Annotated in this window: 16 protein-coding genes; 6 read left to right on the forward strand and 10 right to left on the reverse strand. The window is 68.3% G+C overall.

The features are described from left to right. Positions 1-34: 34 nt before the first annotated feature. A complete protein-coding gene (locus tag ACT9TC_RS01935) occupies positions 35-1,300 on the forward strand; it encodes a DUF222 domain-containing protein (protein ID WP_458041774.1) in 1,266 nt (421 codons plus the stop codon). Between the two features lie 79 nt (positions 1,301-1,379). Next, a complete protein-coding gene (locus ACT9TC_RS01940) occupies positions 1,380-2,033 on the forward strand; it encodes a TMEM175 family protein (protein WP_458041775.1) in 654 nt (217 codons plus the stop codon). A gap of 76 nt (positions 2,034-2,109) precedes the next feature. Here ACT9TC_RS01940 and ACT9TC_RS01945 read toward each other — a convergent pair whose 3' ends face one another. The 6 genes from ACT9TC_RS01945 to ACT9TC_RS01970 form a co-directional block, all read right to left on the reverse strand. Further along, a complete protein-coding gene (locus tag ACT9TC_RS01945; RefSeq protein ID WP_458041776.1) occupies positions 2,110-4,176 on the reverse strand; it encodes a PTS fructose transporter subunit IIABC in 2,067 nt (688 codons plus the stop codon). A gap of 38 nt (positions 4,177-4,214) precedes the next feature. Continuing rightward, positions 4,215-5,174 carry a 1-phosphofructokinase family hexose kinase gene (locus ACT9TC_RS01950; protein ID WP_458041777.1) on the reverse strand — a complete coding sequence of 320 codons (960 nt, stop codon included), beginning with the start codon at positions 5,172-5,174 and terminating at the stop codon, positions 4,215-4,217. After that, a complete protein-coding gene (locus ACT9TC_RS01955) occupies positions 5,171-5,956 on the reverse strand; it encodes a DeoR/GlpR family DNA-binding transcription regulator (RefSeq protein WP_458041778.1) in 786 nt (261 codons plus the stop codon). The genes ACT9TC_RS01950 and ACT9TC_RS01955 overlap by 4 nt, the downstream gene beginning before the upstream one ends. Before the next feature lie 257 nt (positions 5,957-6,213). Beyond that, the gene (locus ACT9TC_RS01960) at positions 6,214-7,041 is read right to left on the reverse strand and encodes a hypothetical protein (RefSeq protein ID WP_458041779.1); all 828 of its coding nucleotides are present in this window, start codon (positions 7,039-7,041) and stop codon (positions 6,214-6,216) included. Between the two features lie 99 nt (positions 7,042-7,140). Beyond that, complete coding sequence (locus ACT9TC_RS01965; protein ID WP_458041780.1) at positions 7,141-7,809, reverse strand: response regulator; 669 nt, start codon at positions 7,807-7,809, stop codon at positions 7,141-7,143. Next, positions 7,806-9,011, reverse strand: a complete 1,206-nt coding sequence (locus tag ACT9TC_RS01970; protein ID WP_458041781.1) for a sensor histidine kinase — start codon at positions 9,009-9,011, stop codon at positions 7,806-7,808. Before ACT9TC_RS01970 ends, ACT9TC_RS01965 begins: the two co-directional genes overlap by 4 nt. Positions 9,012-9,170: 159 nt before the next feature. On the opposite strand from ACT9TC_RS01970, the gene ACT9TC_RS01975 reads away from it, so the two are divergent. Continuing rightward, entirely contained in the window at positions 9,171-9,866 is a 696-nt protein-coding gene (locus ACT9TC_RS01975; RefSeq protein WP_458041782.1) for an ABC transporter ATP-binding protein, read from the forward strand. Next, positions 9,863-11,161, forward strand: coding sequence for an ABC transporter permease (locus ACT9TC_RS01980; RefSeq protein ID WP_458041783.1), 1,299 nt, complete (start codon positions 9,863-9,865; stop codon positions 11,159-11,161). Before ACT9TC_RS01975 ends, ACT9TC_RS01980 begins: the two co-directional genes overlap by 4 nt. Before the next feature lie 140 nt (positions 11,162-11,301). Here ACT9TC_RS01980 and ACT9TC_RS01985 read toward each other — a convergent pair whose 3' ends face one another. After that, entirely contained in the window at positions 11,302-12,075 is a 774-nt protein-coding gene (locus ACT9TC_RS01985; protein ID WP_458041784.1) for a hypothetical protein, read from the reverse strand. Between the two features lie 384 nt (positions 12,076-12,459). On the opposite strand from ACT9TC_RS01985, the gene ACT9TC_RS01990 reads away from it, so the two are divergent. Next, positions 12,460-14,493 carry a GmrSD restriction endonuclease domain-containing protein gene (locus ACT9TC_RS01990; RefSeq protein WP_458041785.1) on the forward strand — a complete coding sequence of 678 codons (2,034 nt, stop codon included), beginning with the start codon at positions 12,460-12,462 and terminating at the stop codon, positions 14,491-14,493. Between the two features lie 6 nt (positions 14,494-14,499). Here the strand turns inward: ACT9TC_RS01990 and ACT9TC_RS01995 are convergent, their stop codons facing one another. Beyond that, positions 14,500-14,658 (reverse strand): hypothetical protein, encoded by a 159-nt coding sequence (locus ACT9TC_RS01995; RefSeq protein ID WP_458041786.1) that lies wholly within the window; start codon positions 14,656-14,658, stop codon positions 14,500-14,502. Between the two features lie 108 nt (positions 14,659-14,766). Continuing rightward, a complete protein-coding gene (locus ACT9TC_RS02000) occupies positions 14,767-14,934 on the reverse strand; it encodes a hypothetical protein (protein WP_458041787.1) in 168 nt (55 codons plus the stop codon). A 118-nt stretch (positions 14,935-15,052) separates the two neighbouring features. Between ACT9TC_RS02000 and ACT9TC_RS02005 the strand changes: the two genes are divergently transcribed. Continuing rightward, positions 15,053-15,373, forward strand: a complete 321-nt coding sequence (locus ACT9TC_RS02005) for an ATP-binding cassette domain-containing protein (protein WP_458041788.1) — start codon at positions 15,053-15,055, stop codon at positions 15,371-15,373. A 350-nt stretch (positions 15,374-15,723) separates the two neighbouring features. On the opposite strand, the gene ACT9TC_RS02010 is transcribed toward ACT9TC_RS02005, so the two are convergent. Beyond that, positions 15,724-18,240, reverse strand: coding sequence for an MMPL family transporter (locus tag ACT9TC_RS02010; RefSeq protein WP_458041789.1), 2,517 nt, complete (start codon positions 18,238-18,240; stop codon positions 15,724-15,726). Positions 18,241-18,298 lie beyond the last annotated feature (58 nt).

Consider the following 18,298-nt stretch of genomic DNA (forward strand, 5'->3'; position numbering starts at 1 on the left):
TCGGATGTCGGAGCCGATCCGTAGAATATCGAACATGCATTCGATTCTGAGTGAGATCGACCTCGAGGCTCGCACCCTCGCGGACGAGTACGAAGAAGCGTCTGCGGTAGTCGCGCGAGCGCAGGCCGCGCAAGCGCGCGTGCTGGTTCGCACAGCTGACCTAGGCAAGCGTCGTGTTGCCGCGCTCACCTCGCCGTCCTCACGCGAAGCAGAACTCCCGTATCGCGCTCTCGCCGCCGAGCTGGGCGCCGCCGCGAAGGTCTCTGACCGGACCGTGCAGAATCGGATGAATGAGGCCGCGGTCTTGAACGAGTCCTTCCCCGCCACCTTCGAAGCGTGGGGTGAAGGCCGCATCAGCACCGGACATGTAGCGGTCATCATGGAACACGGACTGACGCTTCCGGAACCGGCACGCTCGGAGTTCGAATCAGAGGCTGTGGTTCGCGCGGAGTCGACGACACCCGGGCGGCTCGGGTCCTCGCTCGCACGGTTGGCGGAGTCATTGCAACCGCGGACTATTGCGGAGCGTCATCAGCAAGCTCGCGCGTCGCGGGGTGCCTATGTGCGGGACATCGGGGATGGGATGGCCGAGTTCAGTACCGTGCAACCCGCGGTTCTGGCACACGGTATGCATGACCGGATCACGCAGCAGGCCAAGGCGATCAAAACCGCGGACCCGACCGATGCCAGAACGCTCGATCAGATCCGGGCCGACCTCATCGCGGACATGCTTTTGACCACCGCACCCGACGCGCAGACCGGCGCGGGCATGTCCGACGGGTTCGGTGGCCTAGGTGCGATTCAGGCAATCGTGAACATCACCGTGCCCGCTCTCGCGTTGGCCGGAGTCACGGATGAACCTGCACAGCTGGTTGGCAGGTGCCCGATTGACGCCGAAACTGCCCGCCAGCTCGCGCGCCACGCACCGGGGTGGGATCGGGTGCTTGCTGATCCGATCACCGGATGCGTGCTCGCCGTCGACCGGTACACACCCTCAGCGGACATGAAGCGATTCCTCCGGGCTCGGGATCAGCATTGCCGGTTCCCCGGGTGTCGGCAGCCGGCCCATCGATGCGACCGAGACCACACCCTCGATTACGCCCTTGGCGGTGTCACGGATGTGTGCAACCTGGCATGCCTATGCAAACGGCACCACACGTTAAAGGGCGAAACCGCCTGGACGGTCCGCCAACTGGGCGGCGGGGTGCTGGAGTGGACGTCACCGGGTGGTCACGTCTACATCGACAAGCCACCACCCGCAGTCCACTTCACGCCAAACACGGATCCCCCTCCGTTTTAGCGTGTCCGCTCACCGAGTCGCCCGGCCACTGAGCCTGTCGTCGTGACTCACCGAGGCCTCAGCCGACAGAATGTGGGGCATGGAGTCCCCCGCTGAATCGCACCAGGCACGCTTGCGCAGTCGCGGCGTCGAACGCCTCGTCACCTTCACCGACGCGGTCGTCGCGATCGCCATCACCCTGATCGTGCTGCCACTGGTCGACGCGGCGCAGCAAGCCCGATCCGACAACGCCGTGACGTTCTTCACCGACAACGTGCTGGGTCTGTTCGCCGCGGCCCTCAGCTTCGCGCTGATCGCCTCATTCTGGAAGATGCACCACCACGTCTACATCGACGTCGTGGCCTCGACCCCGTCGCTCATCAACGCCAACCTGCTCTGGGTCGCCGGCATCGCGTTCCTGCCCCTCCCGACCGTGCTCGTGGTCGAGGCGGCGGGCACCACGGCGGTCGGCTCGGGTGTGTACATCGCCACCATCCTCGCGACCGTCGTCGCAATCCGCCTGCAGAAGACGATCATCGTGCGTCGCGGGCTGCGCGGACCGGATGTCCCAGCCCCTCGAACCTCATGGACCGACTGGCTGACAGTCCCCCTCGGTGTGCTGGCGCTCGTCATCGCGGTGATCTTCCCCGCCACGAGCCTGTACCCGCTGCTGCTGCTCATGCTCGCGCAACCCATCAGCGCACTCGTGCACCGGGGCGAAAGAGACCGCAGCGCGCCCTCGCAGAACACCTGAGCCGGCTCACCGCCACGCAGGCGGATGGCTCCCCCCGAAGAGTTTCGAGGAGAGCCATCCGTTCTGCGAGCAATGCCTAGGCGGAGACGGGAACCGCGCCCGCTGACGAAAGCGAACCGACCGGCTCGCGTTTACGGACCCACTTCTTCAGCCCGACCACCGCGAAGCCGGCGACGAGCACACCCGCGACAAGGGCGATCAAGAAGCCCCAGATCGGGTTGATCGCGAAGAACACGAAGATGCCACCGTGCGGGGCGAGAGACGAAACACCGAATGCCATGCTGAGCGCACCGGTGACCGCGCCACCGAGCATCGAAGCCGGGATGACGCGCAGCGGGTCGACCGCGGCGAACGGGATCGCGCCCTCCGAGATGAAGGCGGCACCGAGCAGCCAGGCCGCCTTACCGTTCTCACGCTCGACCTGCGTGAACGAGTTACGGGCGAGGATGGTCGAGGCCAGGGCCATCGCGAGCGGCGGAACCATTCCGGCACACATGACCGCAGCCATGATGAGGTACGGCGCCGAGTAGATGTCGCTCGTCGATGCCGCGGCAAGGCCCGCCGTCGCGAACGTGTACGCCACCTTGTTGACGGGGCCACCGAGGTCGAAGCTCATCATCAGCCCGAGGATGATTCCCAGCCCGATCGCCGAGGCACCCGTGAGGCTGTTCAGCCAGTCCGACAGCCAGATGACGAGCTGGGCGATCGGGCGACCGAGCAGCAAGACCATCAGACCCGAGGCGAAGATCGACCCGACCAGCGGGATGATCACGACGGGCATCAGGCCACGCAACCAACGCGGGGCGGGAAGCCGACCGATCCACCACGCGATGAAGCCGGCGAGCACGCCACCGACCATGCCACCGATGAAGCCGGCGCCCATCAGACCCGCGACGGCACCGGCGACGAAACCGGGTGCGATACCCGGCCGGTCCGCGATCGCGAAGGCGATGAAGCCCGCGAGCACCGGCACCAAGAAGCCCATCGAGGTGGCACCGATCATGAAGGCGACCGAGCCGAGGTACTGACCGAGTCCACCCTCGGGCAGATCCACGATCGAGTTGTCGATGATCACGGTCGACGCGAAGTCGGTCACCTGGTACCCGGCGAGCAAGAAGCCGAGCGCGATCAGCAGACCGCCACCCGCGACGAACGGAATCATGTAGCTGACACCCGTGAGCAGCCAGCGCTTGATGCGCGCCCCGACCGACTCGTTGGCGGTATTGGTGCTCGCCGCCGCGGCCGACCCGTCTGCGTTGGAGCCCGCTACGCGGTCGGCAGTGGGATCGGATGCCGCGGCCACAGCCTCGGCGACGAGCGCGTCTGCGTGGTCGATGCCGCGCTTGACCGTCGTGCGGATGACCGGCTTGCCGGCGAACCGCTGCGGCTCACGCACGTCGACATCCACCGCGAAGATCACGGCGTCGGCGGCGGCGATGATCGCGGGATCGATGGCCTTGTAGCCGCTCGAGCCCTGCGGCTCGACGATCACGTCGACATCCGCCTTGACCCCGGCAGCCGCGAGGGCATCGGCGGCCATGTAGGTGTGGGCGATGCCGGTGGCGCAGGCCGTGACCGCGACGATGTGCGGGCGGGAACCATGCTCGGGCGTGACCGGAGCGACGACCGCGGGCTCGGCGATCGGGGCGGCGTCCGTGGCGAGCGGCGCGCCAGCCGGGGCCGCCGCATCCTCTTCGCCGATCGCGACTCGCACGATCGAGACGACCTCGGCGTCGGTCTTCGCGGCGCGCAGGGCGGAGGTGAAATCGTCCTGCATGAGGTTGCGGGCAAGCTTCGACAGCACCGCGAGGTGCGCCTCAGCGGCGTCCGCGGGCGCGGCGATGAGGAAGACGAGGTCGGCAGGTCCGTCCTCGGCACCGAAGTCGACACCCGGCGTCAGACGCGCGAAGGCGAGCGAGGGAACGGTGACGGCCGCGGTCTTGGCGTGCGGGATCGCGATGCCGCCGGGCAGTCCGGTCTCGTCCGTCTCTTCGCGCGCCCAGGCCGCGTCGAAGAGCGCCGAGGCGTCGGTTGCGCGGCCCTGCGCGGCGACGCGTTCGGCAAGCGCACGGATGACCGCGGCTTTGTCGGTGCCGAGATCGACGTCAAGACTGACGAGCTCGGTGGTGATGGTGTCTGACACTGCGATGACCTCCTGTGGTCGGTGGTGCTGTGGGTACGTCAGGGTTTGAGAGGAAAAACGTCGATGGGTCCCGTGGGAAGGTCTGCGGGTGTGGGGGCTTGAGAGCCGGGCAGGGATGCCGCGGCTGATCCGTACTGGATGGCTCGACGCAACCGCCCCGCAGCGTCGAGCCCGTCGACATCGCCCAGCAGGAACCCGGCGAGCGAGCTGTCGCCCGCGCCGACCGTGCTGACGAGCGTTATCGGCGGCGGGGTTCCGACCCAGGCTCCGTCCGCGTCGATCAGCACAGCGCCATCGCCACCCAGCGTGACCAGAGCTGCGCCGACCCGCTCGGGCACGAACGCCTGCGCCAGCGCGATGACACGGTGGACGAGATCGGATGAGTCGGCTCTGGTCTCGAGCGCCACCACGGCGAGCTCGGCGAGTTCGTCCTCATTCGGCTTGATCAGGTCGGGGCGGCCCCGCTCGACGACCGCCGCGAGAGCAGCGCCGGACGTGTCGACGGCGATGCGCGGAGCAGCCGCACCCCACCGCTCGCGCACGGCGTCGATGACGTGGACATAGAAGTCATCCGAGACACCCGGCGGGAGTGAGCCCGCGAGCACGAGCCACTCGGCGCCCTCGCTGGCGGCGGCGACGGTCTGAATCATCTGCGCCGCCTCGGCGGGCGAGAGTGCGGCGCCGGGCAGGTTGATCTTCGTGGTCACGCCGGTCGGGTCGGTCAGGGTGAGGTTGACGCGTGTGTGCCCCGCGACGGGCACCACATAGGCGCAGGCTCCGGTGGCCGCCAAGAGAGCCGCATACGGATCGTCGGAAGCGAGCGGCAGAACGGCCAGCACCTCGTGGCCAGCACCCCGGATGGCACGGGCGACATTCATGCCCTTGCCCCCGGCATCCTCGCGTCCCGGCGCGCCGGGCTGGACCTCGCCCGGTCGGAGCGCGGCGTCGAGAGCGACAGAGCGGTCGAGCGCCGGGTGGGCGGTCAGGGTGACGATCACGGCAGCCACACCTCCGCGCCCGCAACCGCGAGGGCATCGGCGAGGTCGCCGGGCAGCGGGGCATCCGTCACGACCACGTCGATATCTTCGAGTCGGGCAAACCTCACGAGGTACTCCTGTCCTGCCTTGCTCGAGTCGGCGAGCACGATCACCCGGCGCGCCGATTCGACGATGGCCTGCTTGACCGCAGCTTCTTCGGGGTCGGGAGTACTCAGGCCAAATGGAGCGGCGAGCCCGTTGGTGCCGATGATCGCGACATCGGGACGCAGCGACTCGATCGCGCGAACCGTCGACGAACCGACCGCGGCCGCGGTCAGCCCGCGGACGCGTCCCCCGATGACCGAGAGGGCGAGGTCGCCGCGCGCACCGAGTTCGGCGGCGATGGGAACGGAGTGCGTGACGACCTCGGCCGTCGCACCGACGGCGCGGAGGTGCTCGGGCAGGGCCCGGGCGAAAGCCGCTGTCGTGGTGCCGGCGTCGACGAACACAGAGCCGCGGAAGCCGGCCGGGATCGCGGCGAGCGCGCGTGTGGCGATGTCCGCTTTCTCGACGCCGCGCTGCAAGCCGCGCTCGGCGACGGCGATCTCGACCGTGCTTGTGCGGTCTAGCGATACCGCTCCCCCGTGCACACGGCGAAGGGCACCGGCGCGTTCGAGGGCGTCGAGATCACGACGCACGGTCTCGGTCGTGACGTCGAAGGTCCGGGCGAGGTCGACGACGGAAACGCGGCCCTCCGATGAGAGCTGGCGCTCAATCGCGGTCTGGCGCTCCGTTGCGTACATGCGAGTCGACCCCCGTTGGTTTCGCCGCGGCCAAGCTGCCGCATTGTTCCCACACATTACAACTCAAAACAACATAAAACAAGAGTATTCCTCATCGGGATCTCCGTCGGCCGCCTGGACAACACTCCGGCCGTATGTTGCCCGCGGTGCCGCTGGCGACGTGAATCGGGCCCGGCGCGGCGATCTATCCGGAGTGCTGTCCACGGGAGGCGCCCGAAGACCCGACGAATCCACGCGCGGGTTCGTCCGCGACAGACCTACGAAAACTCGGACTCGGCGTCGGCCAGAACGACGCGAACCTCGACACTGTCGCCGAGGAGCGTGAAGCGCACCGCGGTGCCATCGCCGGCGTCGGGAAAACGCTCCGCGATGTCGCCAGGCACGGGCGAGCCGGGGTACACCATCATGTCGGCGACCGGATCGAGTCCCCGCGGCACGCAGCTGAGCGCGCGAACGTCTTGCGGGCCGTCGGACACGAGAACGCACCGCACCGGAGCATCCGCGAGTGTGCCCCACACCCGCAGGCCCGCGAAGTCCTCGAACCGCTCGAAGTCCTCCATATCGGCACCGATCTGACGCAGGAAGAGGCGGTAGTCGGTGGTGAGCTGCTCATCGGCGTAAGCGGGATCGACACGGAGCGAAGCATCGGGTCGATCGGTGAACAGCCCGGGCACGATCCCGACAACGATCCCGACAACGAGCGCGACGGCTGCGATCGCGATGGCACGCGGGTTGCGCGACCACCGAGCGAGGCGTCCTGCCCCAGAGCGGGGCGAGGCAGGGGTACCGGAGACGGCCCGTCCAGAAGCTGAAGCAGTCCCGGTCGCAGCGGCCGAAGCATCCGAACTCCGCACGTCGACGGGGAGCGAACCCGGCTTCCCCGCGACGAGTGGTGACGCCGGGGCTCTGCGACGCATCCCCTCAAGTTCGCGCAAGCGCGCCAGCGCCGTCGGGTCCGACTCGATGTCGGCATCGGGACCGTATGCCCGCAGCCGCAATTCCCGCAGCTCATCGGCACCTCGCGTGAGGTCGGCATCGCGCTCGTCGAGTTCGGCATCGTTGTCGCTCGGCGCCTGGGGCGTCATGTCTCCATTATCGGCGCGCCGATGTCGAGTGGGCCCGCTGCGCCCGAACTCTCCCCGCCCGGACGCGTGCCGCCCCGAGCCATCCCGGACGGCGTGCGGTCACGTCCCCGGCGTCAGCAGGCCGCTCTCGTACGCGAGGATGACGAGCTGCGCCCGATCGTGGGCGTACAGCTTCGTCATGATGCGGTTGACGTGGCTCTTCGCCGTGTGGGGCGAGATGAACAACTCATCGGCGATGTCCTGGTTGGACCGGCCGCGCGCCACGAGCAACAGCACCTCGCGCTCGCGCTCGGTCAGGTGGGCGAACTCGGGCGGCACCAGCCCGACGGCCGGTGCGCGAGTCGGGAGCACGTAGCGCGTGATCAGGCTGCGCGTTGCCGCGGGCGAGAGCAGAGCATCGCCGGCATGGATCGCACGCACCGCGCGTACGATCTCGTCGGGCTCCGCACCCTTGCCGATGAATCCGCTCGCTCCGGCCCGCAGGGCCGCGACCAGGTACTCGTCCTCTTCGAACGTCGTCAGGATCAGCACGCGCGTCTCCGCGAGCGCCGGGTGGGAGCAGATCGCCTCGGTCGCCGCGATCCCATCGACCTGAGGCATCCGAATATCCATCAACACCACGTCGGGTCGTAGCTCGGCCGATCTCGCGATGGCCACGGCGCCGTCGGCCGCCTCCCCCACGACCGTGATGTCTTCGGCGTTTTCGAGCAGGTCGCGCACCGCCGAACGGATGAGCGACTGGTCGTCCACGACCAGAACCATTGTCATGTTGCGCTGTCCTCTGGACGTCTCGCGAGGGGCAGGCTTGCCGAGAGTCGGTACCCACCGGGTGTCGCGCCCGCCTGGACCGAACCGCGGACCGCCGCGACCCGCTCGCGCAGACCGGTGAGCCCGTGCCCGACTCGTGCGTCGGATTCCCGGGGCTCGTCATCGCGGATGGGGTTCGTCACGACGACCACCAACACCTCGGGGCCCACCTCGAGCAGAACGTGCGCGCGGCGTAGGGCGCCGTGCTTGTGCGCATTGGTGAGCCCTTCCTGCACGACGCGGTACGCGATGCGCTGGAGCGGGGCGGGCACGACCGTCAGGTCGCCCTCTCGCCGCACCCCCACATCGAGGCCGGTCTGCTGAAAACGCTCGACCAGGTCGTCCAGGCGCTCGAGTCCCGGCTGCGGGGGACGAACGGATGCCTCGTCCTCGCCGCCTTCGTCGGCGCGCAGCATCTCGAGCAGATCGCCGATCTCGGCCAGCACGCTACGCGATGCGGTGCGGATGTTCGCGAGCGCCTCGCGCGTCTTCTCGGGACGTGTCTCGAGCGACGTCGACGCCACGCCCGCATTCAGGCTGATGACCGAGATCTGATGCGCGACGGCATCGTGCAGGTCACGGGCAATGCGCAAGCGCTCTTCGGTGATCTGACGCTGCGCCTCGGCCTCGCGCGTCTTCTCGGCGCGCCGAGCCCGCTCCGTCATCTCGCTGATGTACTCGCGCCGCGAGCGTGTCGCGTCACCCGCCGCCGCCGCGAATGCCATCACGAAGGCGAACTGGAAGGTACGGGGGTCGAAGACGTCTCCGATCGCGGCGAGCGCGCTCAGCAGAACGATGCCGGGGACGGCCGCCGCCATCGTGATGAGCGCCCGTCGCCGGGTCGAACGGTTCGCGACGCCGAACATGGCGATAGCTGCGGCGAGCACGACCCCCGGGGCGACGGTACCGAGCAGCGCCGCGATGCCGTAGCACCCCAGGCATGCCACGAGGACGGCCAGCGGCCAGCGCCGCCGCAGCGGCAGCAGGACGGCCGGCAGCAGTGCGATCACCACGACGAGGGGACTGTGCGGACGAAACTCGTGAGCCGGAAATGGCACGACCGCAGCCACCACGACGAACGCCGCCGCGATGAGATCACCGACCCACGCGGGCAGGCGGCGATGCGGGATCGCCCACGGCCCGTCGTATTCCCCGTCCCTCATCACACCAGTGTGGCGCGCGCACGGGCCGCACGCGTCGTCCCCTCGTGGCAGGGGCCATACCGCGAACGCAGTAGCTGGATGCATCCGCTCGCAGGACGCGCCGCCGACCGTGGCCGGCGACTCTGGGGAGATGACTTCATACACCCGAAAGGCACACACATGACCGCCCCGCTGATTTCGGTCACCGACGTCCACAAGTCTTACGGACGCGGCGCCAACCGCTTCGATGCCCTCTGCGGTGTCAGCCTCGACATTCGCGCCGGCGAAAGCGTCGCGATCGTCGGCAAGAGCGGGTCGGGCAAATCGACCCTCATGCACCTGCTCGCTCTCCTCGACCAGCCGACAAGCGGACGCATCGACCTCGAGGGCACCGATACCCGCTCCCTGCGGGGGCGGACCCTCAACCGCACCCGCAACCGCACGTTCGGATTCGTGTTTCAGCAGTTCTTCCTGACGTCCGGCACGACCGTGCTCGATAACGTCATGCTGCCGATGAAGATCGCCGGGGTCGGCCGTCGCGAGCGCAAACGCCGCGGCATGGCCACCCTCGCGCAGCTCGAACTCGACGAAAAGGCCCGCAACAAGGCCCTCGACCTGTCGGGCGGACAGAAGCAGCGCACCGTCATCGCGCGCGCTCTCGTCAACGACCCGCGTGTCATCTTCGCCGACGAACCGACCGGAAACCTCGACACCGCTACCGGCGCGGTCGTCGAAGACATCCTCTTCGGACTCAACCGTGAGCACGGCATCACGCTGATCATCGTGACGCACGACGAAGACCTGGCGGCGCGATGTGACCGCCGCATCCTGATCCGAGACGGCCTGATCGTCGCGGACGAGGCGGTGGCGGCATGAAGACCTCAGACCTCATCACCACCGCCGTCTCGCAGACCTTCCGCTCGAAGGTTCGGACAACCCTCACGATCCTCGCGATCTTCGTCGGAGCGTTCACCCTCGTGCTCACCAACGGGCTCGGCACCGGCATCAACCGGTACATCGACGACACCGTCAGCTCGATCGGCGCGACGGATGTCATGACGGTCACGCAGCCCTCTGGCGCGGGTGTGGCCGCCGGCGGCGGACCGATCGAATACAACCCCGACGCGATCGCGGCGGGCCCCACCGCCGCGCCCGGCAGCACCGTCGTCGCCCTCGACCAAACAGACCTCGACGCGCTGGCCGCGATCGATGGGGTCCTTCGTGTCGAGCCGACGATCTCGGTGAACGCCGACTACGTGCAGTTCGAGGACGGCACGCCGTACGTAACGGGCGTCGGTCGCCTGGTGGCGGGCCAAACCATCCAGTTGGCCACCGGCTCGGAACCAGACGACTCCTCCAACGCGCCCGAGGTCACCCTCCCCCTCTCGCTGGTCGAACCCCTGGGATTCGACGATGCGGAGTCGGCGATCGGGCAGACCGTGACGTTCGGGATCACGGATGCCGAACGCCAGCCGCATACGGTCGAGGCGACCGTAACCGGCGTGGCCGAGCAGGCGTTCGCGGGTCCGACGACGACGGTCACGCCCAACCAGGCGCTCACGGACGCTCTCGTCGAGCTCCAGAACATCGGGGTACCCGCCGCCGAGCAGGAGCGGTTCGCACAAGCCAGCATCTGGTTCGACCCGGACGCCACGACCGAAGAGATCGACGCGCTGAAGGAGCGGCTCGAGGTTGAGGGATACACCGGCACAACCGTTGCCGATCAGCTCGGCACGTTCTCCGCCATCATCGCCGGAATCGTGCTCGTGCTGAACGCCTTCGCCATCATCGCGCTGCTCGCCGCGAGCTTCGGCATCGTCAATACGCTCTACATGTCGGTGCAGGAGCGCACGCGCGAGATCGGGCTGATGAAGGCCATGGGCATGGGCTCGGGCCGCGTATTCAGCCTGTTCAGCCTCGAGGCCGCGTTCCTGGGCTTCCTGGGTAGCGCGATCGGGGCCGCGGTTGCGATCCTCGTCGGCACGGCGCTCAGCTCGGCGCTCGCAGACACGTTGCTGGCCGACCTGCCGGGCCTCACGCTCCTGGCGTTCGACCCGATCTCGATCGCGACGGTCATCCTGATCGTCATGGGAATCGCGTTCCTCGCCGGAACCCTGCCCGCGGCCCGGGCCGCAAACGCCGACCCGGTCGAGTCGCTGCGCTACGAGTAACGGGGGCGGGCGTTTCGACTCGCTGAGCTCGCTCAACGACCGAGGGTTGCGTGGCCCCGGTCGTTGAGCGAGGCCGCACAAACCCCCGGTCGTTGAGCGAGGCCGCAGGCCGAGACGAAACGCCCGCGGATGCGCGGGGCTCAGGCCTCGCTCATCGCCACCTTCTCGGCCTGACCCTTGGCGGCGTAGAACGCGGCACGCGCTGCGAGGCGGCGGGTCTGCTCGGCCTGGCCTGCGTCGAGCTCGTCCTGCGGAACCTCGAAGCTCGGAACGTGAGCCACACCGTTGTACTTCTCGATGTAGGCGTCGAGCTCGGGGCCCGACGTCCACGACGTGATCAGGCAGTAGCGCGGCTCGGTACCCGGGTGGGTCGCGGCGTGCCAGAGGCGCTGCGTGTCGACGATCAGCTGGGCACCTGCGGGGAGGGCGATACGCACCTCACCCTCGGGGTCGGTGCGGTTGTCGCGCAGCACGAAGTAGCTCGTCTTGTCGTCGGTGAGGTTGAAGAATCCGCGAACGACCCAGCCCGTGCCATCCGGGTTCAGACGGTTGTTGTCGTCCTGGTGCAGGTTGTAGAGGCAGTCGGCGTAGGTGTTCGGCTGCAGTTCGATCACGCGGCAGCGGCCGACGTTCGCGCCCGGCTCCATGGCGCGACGCGTGAGGTTGGGCGCCTTCTCGATCTGCGAGTCGATCCAGACGCCGTCCTTGTCGGTGCGCGGCGGCTTGTGGTTCCAGAAGCCGTTGCACTCGATGTCACCGAAAGCGCTGGCGAGCGGCGCGAAGCGCGTGTCGCCCGAGGACTTCCAGTCGTTGTACTCGATGTCGAGCCATTCCTTCGGGTCGAGCTCCTGGTTGTAGGAGTCGAGCACGACATAGCCGGTCTCTTCGAGCGCGGCGGATTTGATGTAACCCATGAGGTGACATGCCTTTCGTCAGAGGGCCAGCACGTTTTAACAGGCCCAACTTAGGTAAGCCTACCTCCGCGCCCTTTTCGCGCCCCTGACCCCCGCCGTGAATAACCCCGCCCCGGATCCACTCCCGGATCCGCTCCGCTGTCGCACATCGACCTTCCGCACGCGTCGCACGGTCGATGTGTGACAGCCGAGCGGCTCGCCCGACGCAAAGTGTCGCCTCGGGCATCCGTCAGCCGACACATTGCGTCAGGTGAGCGGGCCCAGGGCCGCGAGGGGCACGGGGCGGCGAGTGGGCGAGGGCGCGCGAAGGACGGATGCCTAGACTGGAGCCCGCGCGGGGCGACCCCGGCGATTCCGACGTATTGCGAGGGGCTGAGCGACACCATGGGCAGTGCCACCAACGTCGACGCCGTCGCGGTCAACACGGTCGCCTGGCTCTCGGCACCCGAGACCGCGATCGTCGTCCCCGTCTATCAGCGCCAGTACCGCTGGGACATCGGCGGGTGCGAACAGTTGCTCGGCGACATCCGTGCGGTCGCAGACCTCGACGACCGCAACATGCACTTCATTGGGTCGATCCTCTCGACCGTGAGCGCGGACACGGATGCCTCGACCGCCCCCGGTGAGCTCGTGCTGATCGATGGGCAACAGCGCATCACCACGCTCATGCTGCTCGTCGCGGCCCTCCACCACACCGTGCAGGACGACGACCCCGAGCTCGCCGCCGAACTAGAACGGGTGCTCGTGCGGGCAGACGACCCCGATCACACGAAGCTCCGCCCGCACCGGGCGTGGGCCCGCGTGTTCGAGAGCGTCGTGCTCGACCGGCGAGGCGAGCAGCGCGAGCCAGAAGACGCCTACCGCGAGTCGAGATTCGACGACAACTACGCGTTCTTCCGCAGCCAGGTCCGGCTGGACGAAGTGCCCCGCATCTGGCGTGGGCTGCAGAAGCTCGAGCATGTCGCGATCACGCTCGGGTCGGGCGCGAACGCCCAGCAGATCTTCGAGAGCCTGAACTCCACGGGCGAGCCCCTGCGCGACCACGAGCTGATCCACAACTACGTGCTGATGGGCCTCTCGCACGCCGAGCAGAGTGAGATAGAAGACGCCTACTGGGTGCCGATCGAGCGCAACACGGGCGAGGCGATCGCGAGTTTCTGGCGCCACTTCCTCGTCATGACGACCGGCCGCGAAGTCGCCGTAGCGGGCGAACGCAGCGTCTACGACGCCTTCCGTCAGCGCTTCCCGCGCCTCGATCTCGACACGCTGCGAGCGAATGCGGCCGAGTGGCGCGACTACTCCGACATCTACCGCATCCTGCTCGATCCGTCGCAGGAGCCGGACGCCGAAATCAGCCGCCAACTGGGCTATGTCAACACCTTCGGCCGCGCCATATATCCGCTGGTCATGCGCGCCTACCGCGACTATGCGCTCGGGGTGATCGAACGTGCCGAACTGATCGCGACGCTCGAGAACATCCAGTCGCTCCTGCTGCGCCGCACGGTCTCTGGCTTGTCGAACGACCGGCTGGTCGCCCGCCTCTGCCGCGCTCGAGAGGACGGACCGGATGCGTTGGTCCGGGCGATCGCGCGGATCATGCCGTCGAACGAGCGCGTCCGCGTCGAGCTCAAGTACGGCGCTCTCCCCCACGCCGCCTACGTACTGGGGCGCCTCGCGGGTGTCGAGAGCCACGACGGACTGGAGCTCGAGCACGTCTTCCCCCTCGCGCCCGCCGACACCTGGACGGGCGACGGCGAACGCACCTGGGCCGACTACAGCGAAGACGAGCAGAACAGTCACCGCGCCCTCGCCCCGACCCTCGGCAACCTCACGCTCGTCGAGACGCCGCTCGCCGAGCGCGGGTTCGACGCATCCTTCCCCGAGAAGCGGGACGCGCTGTATCCGCAGAGCCGGGTGACTCTCACGACCGCGATCATGGGAACGGATGCCTGGGGCACCGCAGCGATCACCGCGCGTACCGCAGCACTGACCGAGGCGTTCGTCGAGATCTGGGCGCGGCCGCAGGTCATCGCGATCGACGACGACGGGCTGACGCCGATCCTCGATGCCGTGCGCCGACGCGGCTGGCCACGCGGGTGGGAGCGCGAATTCGAGTACGTCGAGTACCGCGGCGAGCACTGGGAGGTCTACGACATCAAGTACCTCTTCAACCGCATTTTCAAGCGCCTCTGGGCCGACGGCCGCGAGCACGTCGTCGCCTTCAGCGCCCGCCGCGGTGGGCCGCTCTACCCCGAACAGGCCTGGAACGGACAGTGGGATGCGCTCGACGAGTCGACGTTCCTGTACATGGGGTGGGACTCGAGGTACATGCTGACCGCCGTGCAGGGCGTGCTCGACGAAGCCGGCATCGCGTCGGAGGTCTTCGTCAAGTACTCCTACACCGGCGCCGCGATGTAGCGAGAGTCACGCGTCGGGCTCTCCACCGTCGGCCGGCGAGGGGTGTCCCTCGCCGGGCAGTGGTTCGGCGGCCTGTGACGCAGGTCCGGGCTCACCGCCCTCGGCCTGGCTGGGCTTACCGATCGGACCGTCGATCTTGTCGTCCTTGTCGTCCTGAGAGTTCATGTGCTCATCTTCGCCCTGGGTGTGGGCTCACGCGAGGGGGTTGACGGCGCTGTTATCGCGAGTAGCAGCTCGTCGGCCTACCTCGCCCGTTGCGCGCCCGCTCGCGGGTCACGCGTTCGCGAGCGGACGCGACACGCCGTGTAGTTCGATGCCGCGCGGCATGTCGGGACCGTTCGTGAAGGCGTGACCGGCCGCGGCTCGTGTGGCAAACTTGCTGCCGCGCTCCTGCGGCACTCCGGCCGCGTGTGAGAGGGAGCGAATCGAAGGATGGGTCATGGCGGGCTTCGGTTCCGGCGTACATCGCTGACCGACTCGCGCACCCTCTTGCGTCTCTCGTGTCAGCACCCCCTGACACAAACCGGAGATTCGCATGCCCGCTTTTCGTCCTTCTGTCGTGCTTCACGACCTCACTTTTGCCTGGCCGGACGGCTCCCCTGCCCTCGATCATGTCGCGGGCGCCTTCGACCGCGGCCGCACGGGCCTGATCGGCCTGAACGGTGTCGGCAAGTCGACCCTGCTGCGCGCCATCGCGGGTGACCTCACCCCGACGAGCGGCAGCGTGACGACGAACCGTGTCGTCGACTACCTGGCGCAGAACGTGACGCTCCGTCCGCACAACACCGTCGCCGACCTGCTGGGCGTGCGAGACATCCTCGGCCATTCGCGCGATCGAGGACGGCACGATCGAACAAGACCTGTTCGATCTGGTCGGTGACGACTGGGATGTCGAGGCTCGGTCGGTCGCCGCGCTCGTCGGTGTATCTCTGCGCCGCGCCGACATAGCGCTGCTCGACGAACCCACCAACAACCTCGACACGGACGCACGCGAGCGGGCCTACGAGTTGGTGCGCGGATGGCGCGGCACCCTCATCGTCGTCAGCCACGACGTCGCGCTGCTCGAGCTCATGGACAGCACCGCTGAGCTCCGCGCCGGTTCTCTGTCGGTCTACGGCGGGCCCTACAGCGCGTACCGCGAACAGCTCGCGTCGGAGCAAGAAGCAGCGCAGCGCGCGCTGCGCTCGGCGGAGCAGACCCTCAAGGCCGAGAAGTCGCAGGGCAGCGTGCTCAGCGACCGGCGACGCCCGCGTGATGCACCGGATGCCTGCGCTCGAGAGCCGAGCCCTCCACATCCACGTTCGGCACGATGCGATCGAGCCAGCGCGGCAACCACCAGGCCGACCGGCCGAGCAGGTGCATGAGCGCGGGCATCAGCAGCATCCTCACGACGAACGCGTCGAACAGCACACCGAGGGCCAGGCCGAGACCCATTGACTTGATGATGACCGACTCGGAGGTGATGAAGCCCGAGAACACCGCGACCATGATCAGCGCGGCGGCCGTCACGACGGTGCGCCCGGCCCGGAAACCCTGCGCCACCGCGAGTCGCGCCGGGGCTCCGTGCGCCCACGCCTCGCGCATGCCCGATGCGAGGAAGAGTTGGTAGTCCATCGCGAGGCCGAAGAGAATGCCGACGAGGATCACGGGCAGGAAGCTCAGGATCGGCCCGGGGTTGTGCACCCCGAGCAGCTCGCCGAGCCAGCCCCACTGGAACACCGCGGTGACGGCCCCGTATGTCGCGAACAGCGATAGGACGAACCCTGCGGTCGCGATGAGCGGCACGAGCAGCGATCGGAACACCATCATCATGATGAGGAACGACAGCCCGACCACGACCACCAGGTAGAGCGGCAGCACATCAGCGAGCCCCTCCGAGATGTCGATGTTGATGGCCGCCTGGCCCGCGACGCCGAGGGTGATGTCGCCGTCGACCGGTGGCAGGTCGCGCAGGTCTCGCACGAGCGCCTCGGTCGAGGTGCTGTTCGGCCCCTCGGACGGCACCAGCTGGAACGCGGCGAGACGATTGTCGTCCGAGATGGCGACCGGGGCCACCGAGACCACATCGTCCTGCGCCGCGAGTTCGCGGGCGACGCTCAGCTGGGCGTCGAGCGCGCCGTCATCGTCGAGGCCCGCCCGAAGCGCCGCCGTAACGAGCAGCGGGCCGTTGGCTCCGGCACCGAACGCCTCGTCCGTCAGGGTGAAGGCGCGGTACGCGGAAGAATCCGCCGCCTCCGACCCGCCATCAGGCAGGCCCAGACGCATCGACAGGGCGGGGATCGCCACGACCAGCAGCGCCACGGTTGCCACAACGACGGTCAGCACGGCACGCAGAGTCGACATGGGACGGACGGATGCGTTCGGTCGGGCGGCGGCATCCGAACCCGCCGCGCGCGCACGCGCGATCGCTCGCCGACTCAGGATGCGGTACTTGGCCAGCCCGAGCAGCGCGGGCGTGAGCGACACAGCGATCAGCACCGCGACGGCGACACTGACCGCGCCCGCGGTGCCCATCACCCCGAGGAACGGAACGCCGGTGATGTTGAGCGCCAGGAGCGCGACGATGACCGTCGCCCCCGCGAAGACGACCGCGTTGCCGGCGGTGCCGTTGGCGAGGCCGATCGACTCGTGCACGTCCGCTCCCGCGAGCAGCTGCCGTCGGTGCCGATAGATGATGAAGAGCGAGTAGTCGATTCCGACGGCGAGACCGAGCATCACACCGAGGATCGAGGTCACGGATGCCATCTGCACGACGCCCGAGAAGGCGAGCGTCGCCATCGCACCGATCGCGACGCCCACGACTGCGGTGACGATCGGGAACGCGGCCGCGAGGAGCGAACCGAGCACGACGACGAGGACGATCGCGGCGACGGCCACGCCGACAGCCTCACCCACCCCGAGGATCTCGGGAACGCCCTGTGAGATATCGGTCGAGAACGCCACCTCGACGCCCTCGATCGAGTCGGACTCGAAGTGCTCGACAACGGCGTCTTTCGAACTCTGCGCGAGTTCGAGTCGCGGCTCCGAGAACTGCACGTTGACCAGCGCCGTTGCGCCATCTTCCGAGACGACGCGGATGCCGTCGGCAAACGAGAGCAGCTCGGCGCCGCGTTCGATCTTGGTCTCGTTCGCGTCGATCGTGGTCAGGCCATCCGTCAGCTGTTGGCGCTGATCGTCGAGAGCCGCCTGCTGTGCGTCGAGTGCGGTCTGCTGCGCTTCCAGTGCGGTGGCCGGCAGTCCCCGCGCGTCGAGTCGAGCCTTCGCGGCGTCGAGCTGCGCCTGCCCCGCGTCGAGCTGCGCCTGCCCCGCGTCGAGCTGGGCCTGGCCCGCCTCGGCCTGGGCGCGGGCGTCCGCGATCTGGTCGCGCCCTTCCTCGAGCTGCTGCTTCTGGTCCGCGATCTGTTGCTCGGTCGCGAACGGATCGATCACGTCCGAGACGTCGGGCAGGTCGCGCGCCGACTTCGCCAGCGCCGCGATGTCTGCGCGCTGCTCGTCGCTCAGCGCCGAGCCATCCTCGGTGTGGAACACCACGATTCCGGACGCCCCACTGAAATCAGGAAGCTGCTCCTGCAACTCGTCGACGACGTCGCCGGAAGCCGTGCCGGGGATGTCGAAGCTCGAACTGAGTCCAGCGAAGCCGAGCGCGAACCCACCGCCCGCGAGGCCGAGGATGACCAGCCACCCGACGATGACGGTCCACGCGCGGCGCGCCGCGAACGATCCCAGACGATGCAGCAGTTCAGCCACGACTCTCCCTCGTATCCGTGAAGAGGCGCCTCCGAACGAGGAGGCTGGCTCCACGTCG

The sequence above is a fragment of the Microbacterium sp. HM-570 genome, assembly GCF_054165885.1.

Excerpts from the sequence above, each read along its gene's own strand:
- ACT9TC_RS01935 (WP_458041774.1), top strand. The coding sequence starts at position 35 with ATGCATTCGATTCTGAGTGAGATCGACCTCGAGGCTCGCACCCTCGCG.
- ACT9TC_RS01940 (WP_458041775.1), top strand. The coding sequence starts at position 1,380 with ATGGAGTCCCCCGCTGAATCGCACCAGGCACGCTTGCGCAGTCGCGGC.
- ACT9TC_RS01955 (WP_458041778.1), bottom strand. The coding sequence starts at position 5,956 with ATGTACGCAACGGAGCGCCAGACCGCGATTGAGCGCCAGCTCTCATCG.
- ACT9TC_RS01960 (WP_458041779.1), bottom strand. The coding sequence starts at position 7,041 with ATGACGCCCCAGGCGCCGAGCGACAACGATGCCGAACTCGACGAGCGC.
- ACT9TC_RS01965 (WP_458041780.1), bottom strand. The coding sequence starts at position 7,809 with ATGACAATGGTTCTGGTCGTGGACGACCAGTCGCTCATCCGTTCGGCG.
- ACT9TC_RS01970 (WP_458041781.1), bottom strand. The coding sequence starts at position 9,011 with ATGAGGGACGGGGAATACGACGGGCCGTGGGCGATCCCGCATCGCCGC.
- ACT9TC_RS01975 (WP_458041782.1), top strand. The coding sequence starts at position 9,171 with ATGACCGCCCCGCTGATTTCGGTCACCGACGTCCACAAGTCTTACGGA.
- ACT9TC_RS01980 (WP_458041783.1), top strand. The coding sequence starts at position 9,863 with ATGAAGACCTCAGACCTCATCACCACCGCCGTCTCGCAGACCTTCCGC.
- ACT9TC_RS01985 (WP_458041784.1), bottom strand. The coding sequence starts at position 12,075 with ATGGGTTACATCAAATCCGCCGCGCTCGAAGAGACCGGCTATGTCGTG.
- ACT9TC_RS01990 (WP_458041785.1), top strand. The coding sequence starts at position 12,460 with ATGGGCAGTGCCACCAACGTCGACGCCGTCGCGGTCAACACGGTCGCC.
- ACT9TC_RS01995 (WP_458041786.1), bottom strand. The coding sequence starts at position 14,658 with ATGAACTCTCAGGACGACAAGGACGACAAGATCGACGGTCCGATCGGT.
- ACT9TC_RS02000 (WP_458041787.1), bottom strand. The coding sequence starts at position 14,934 with ATGACCCATCCTTCGATTCGCTCCCTCTCACACGCGGCCGGAGTGCCG.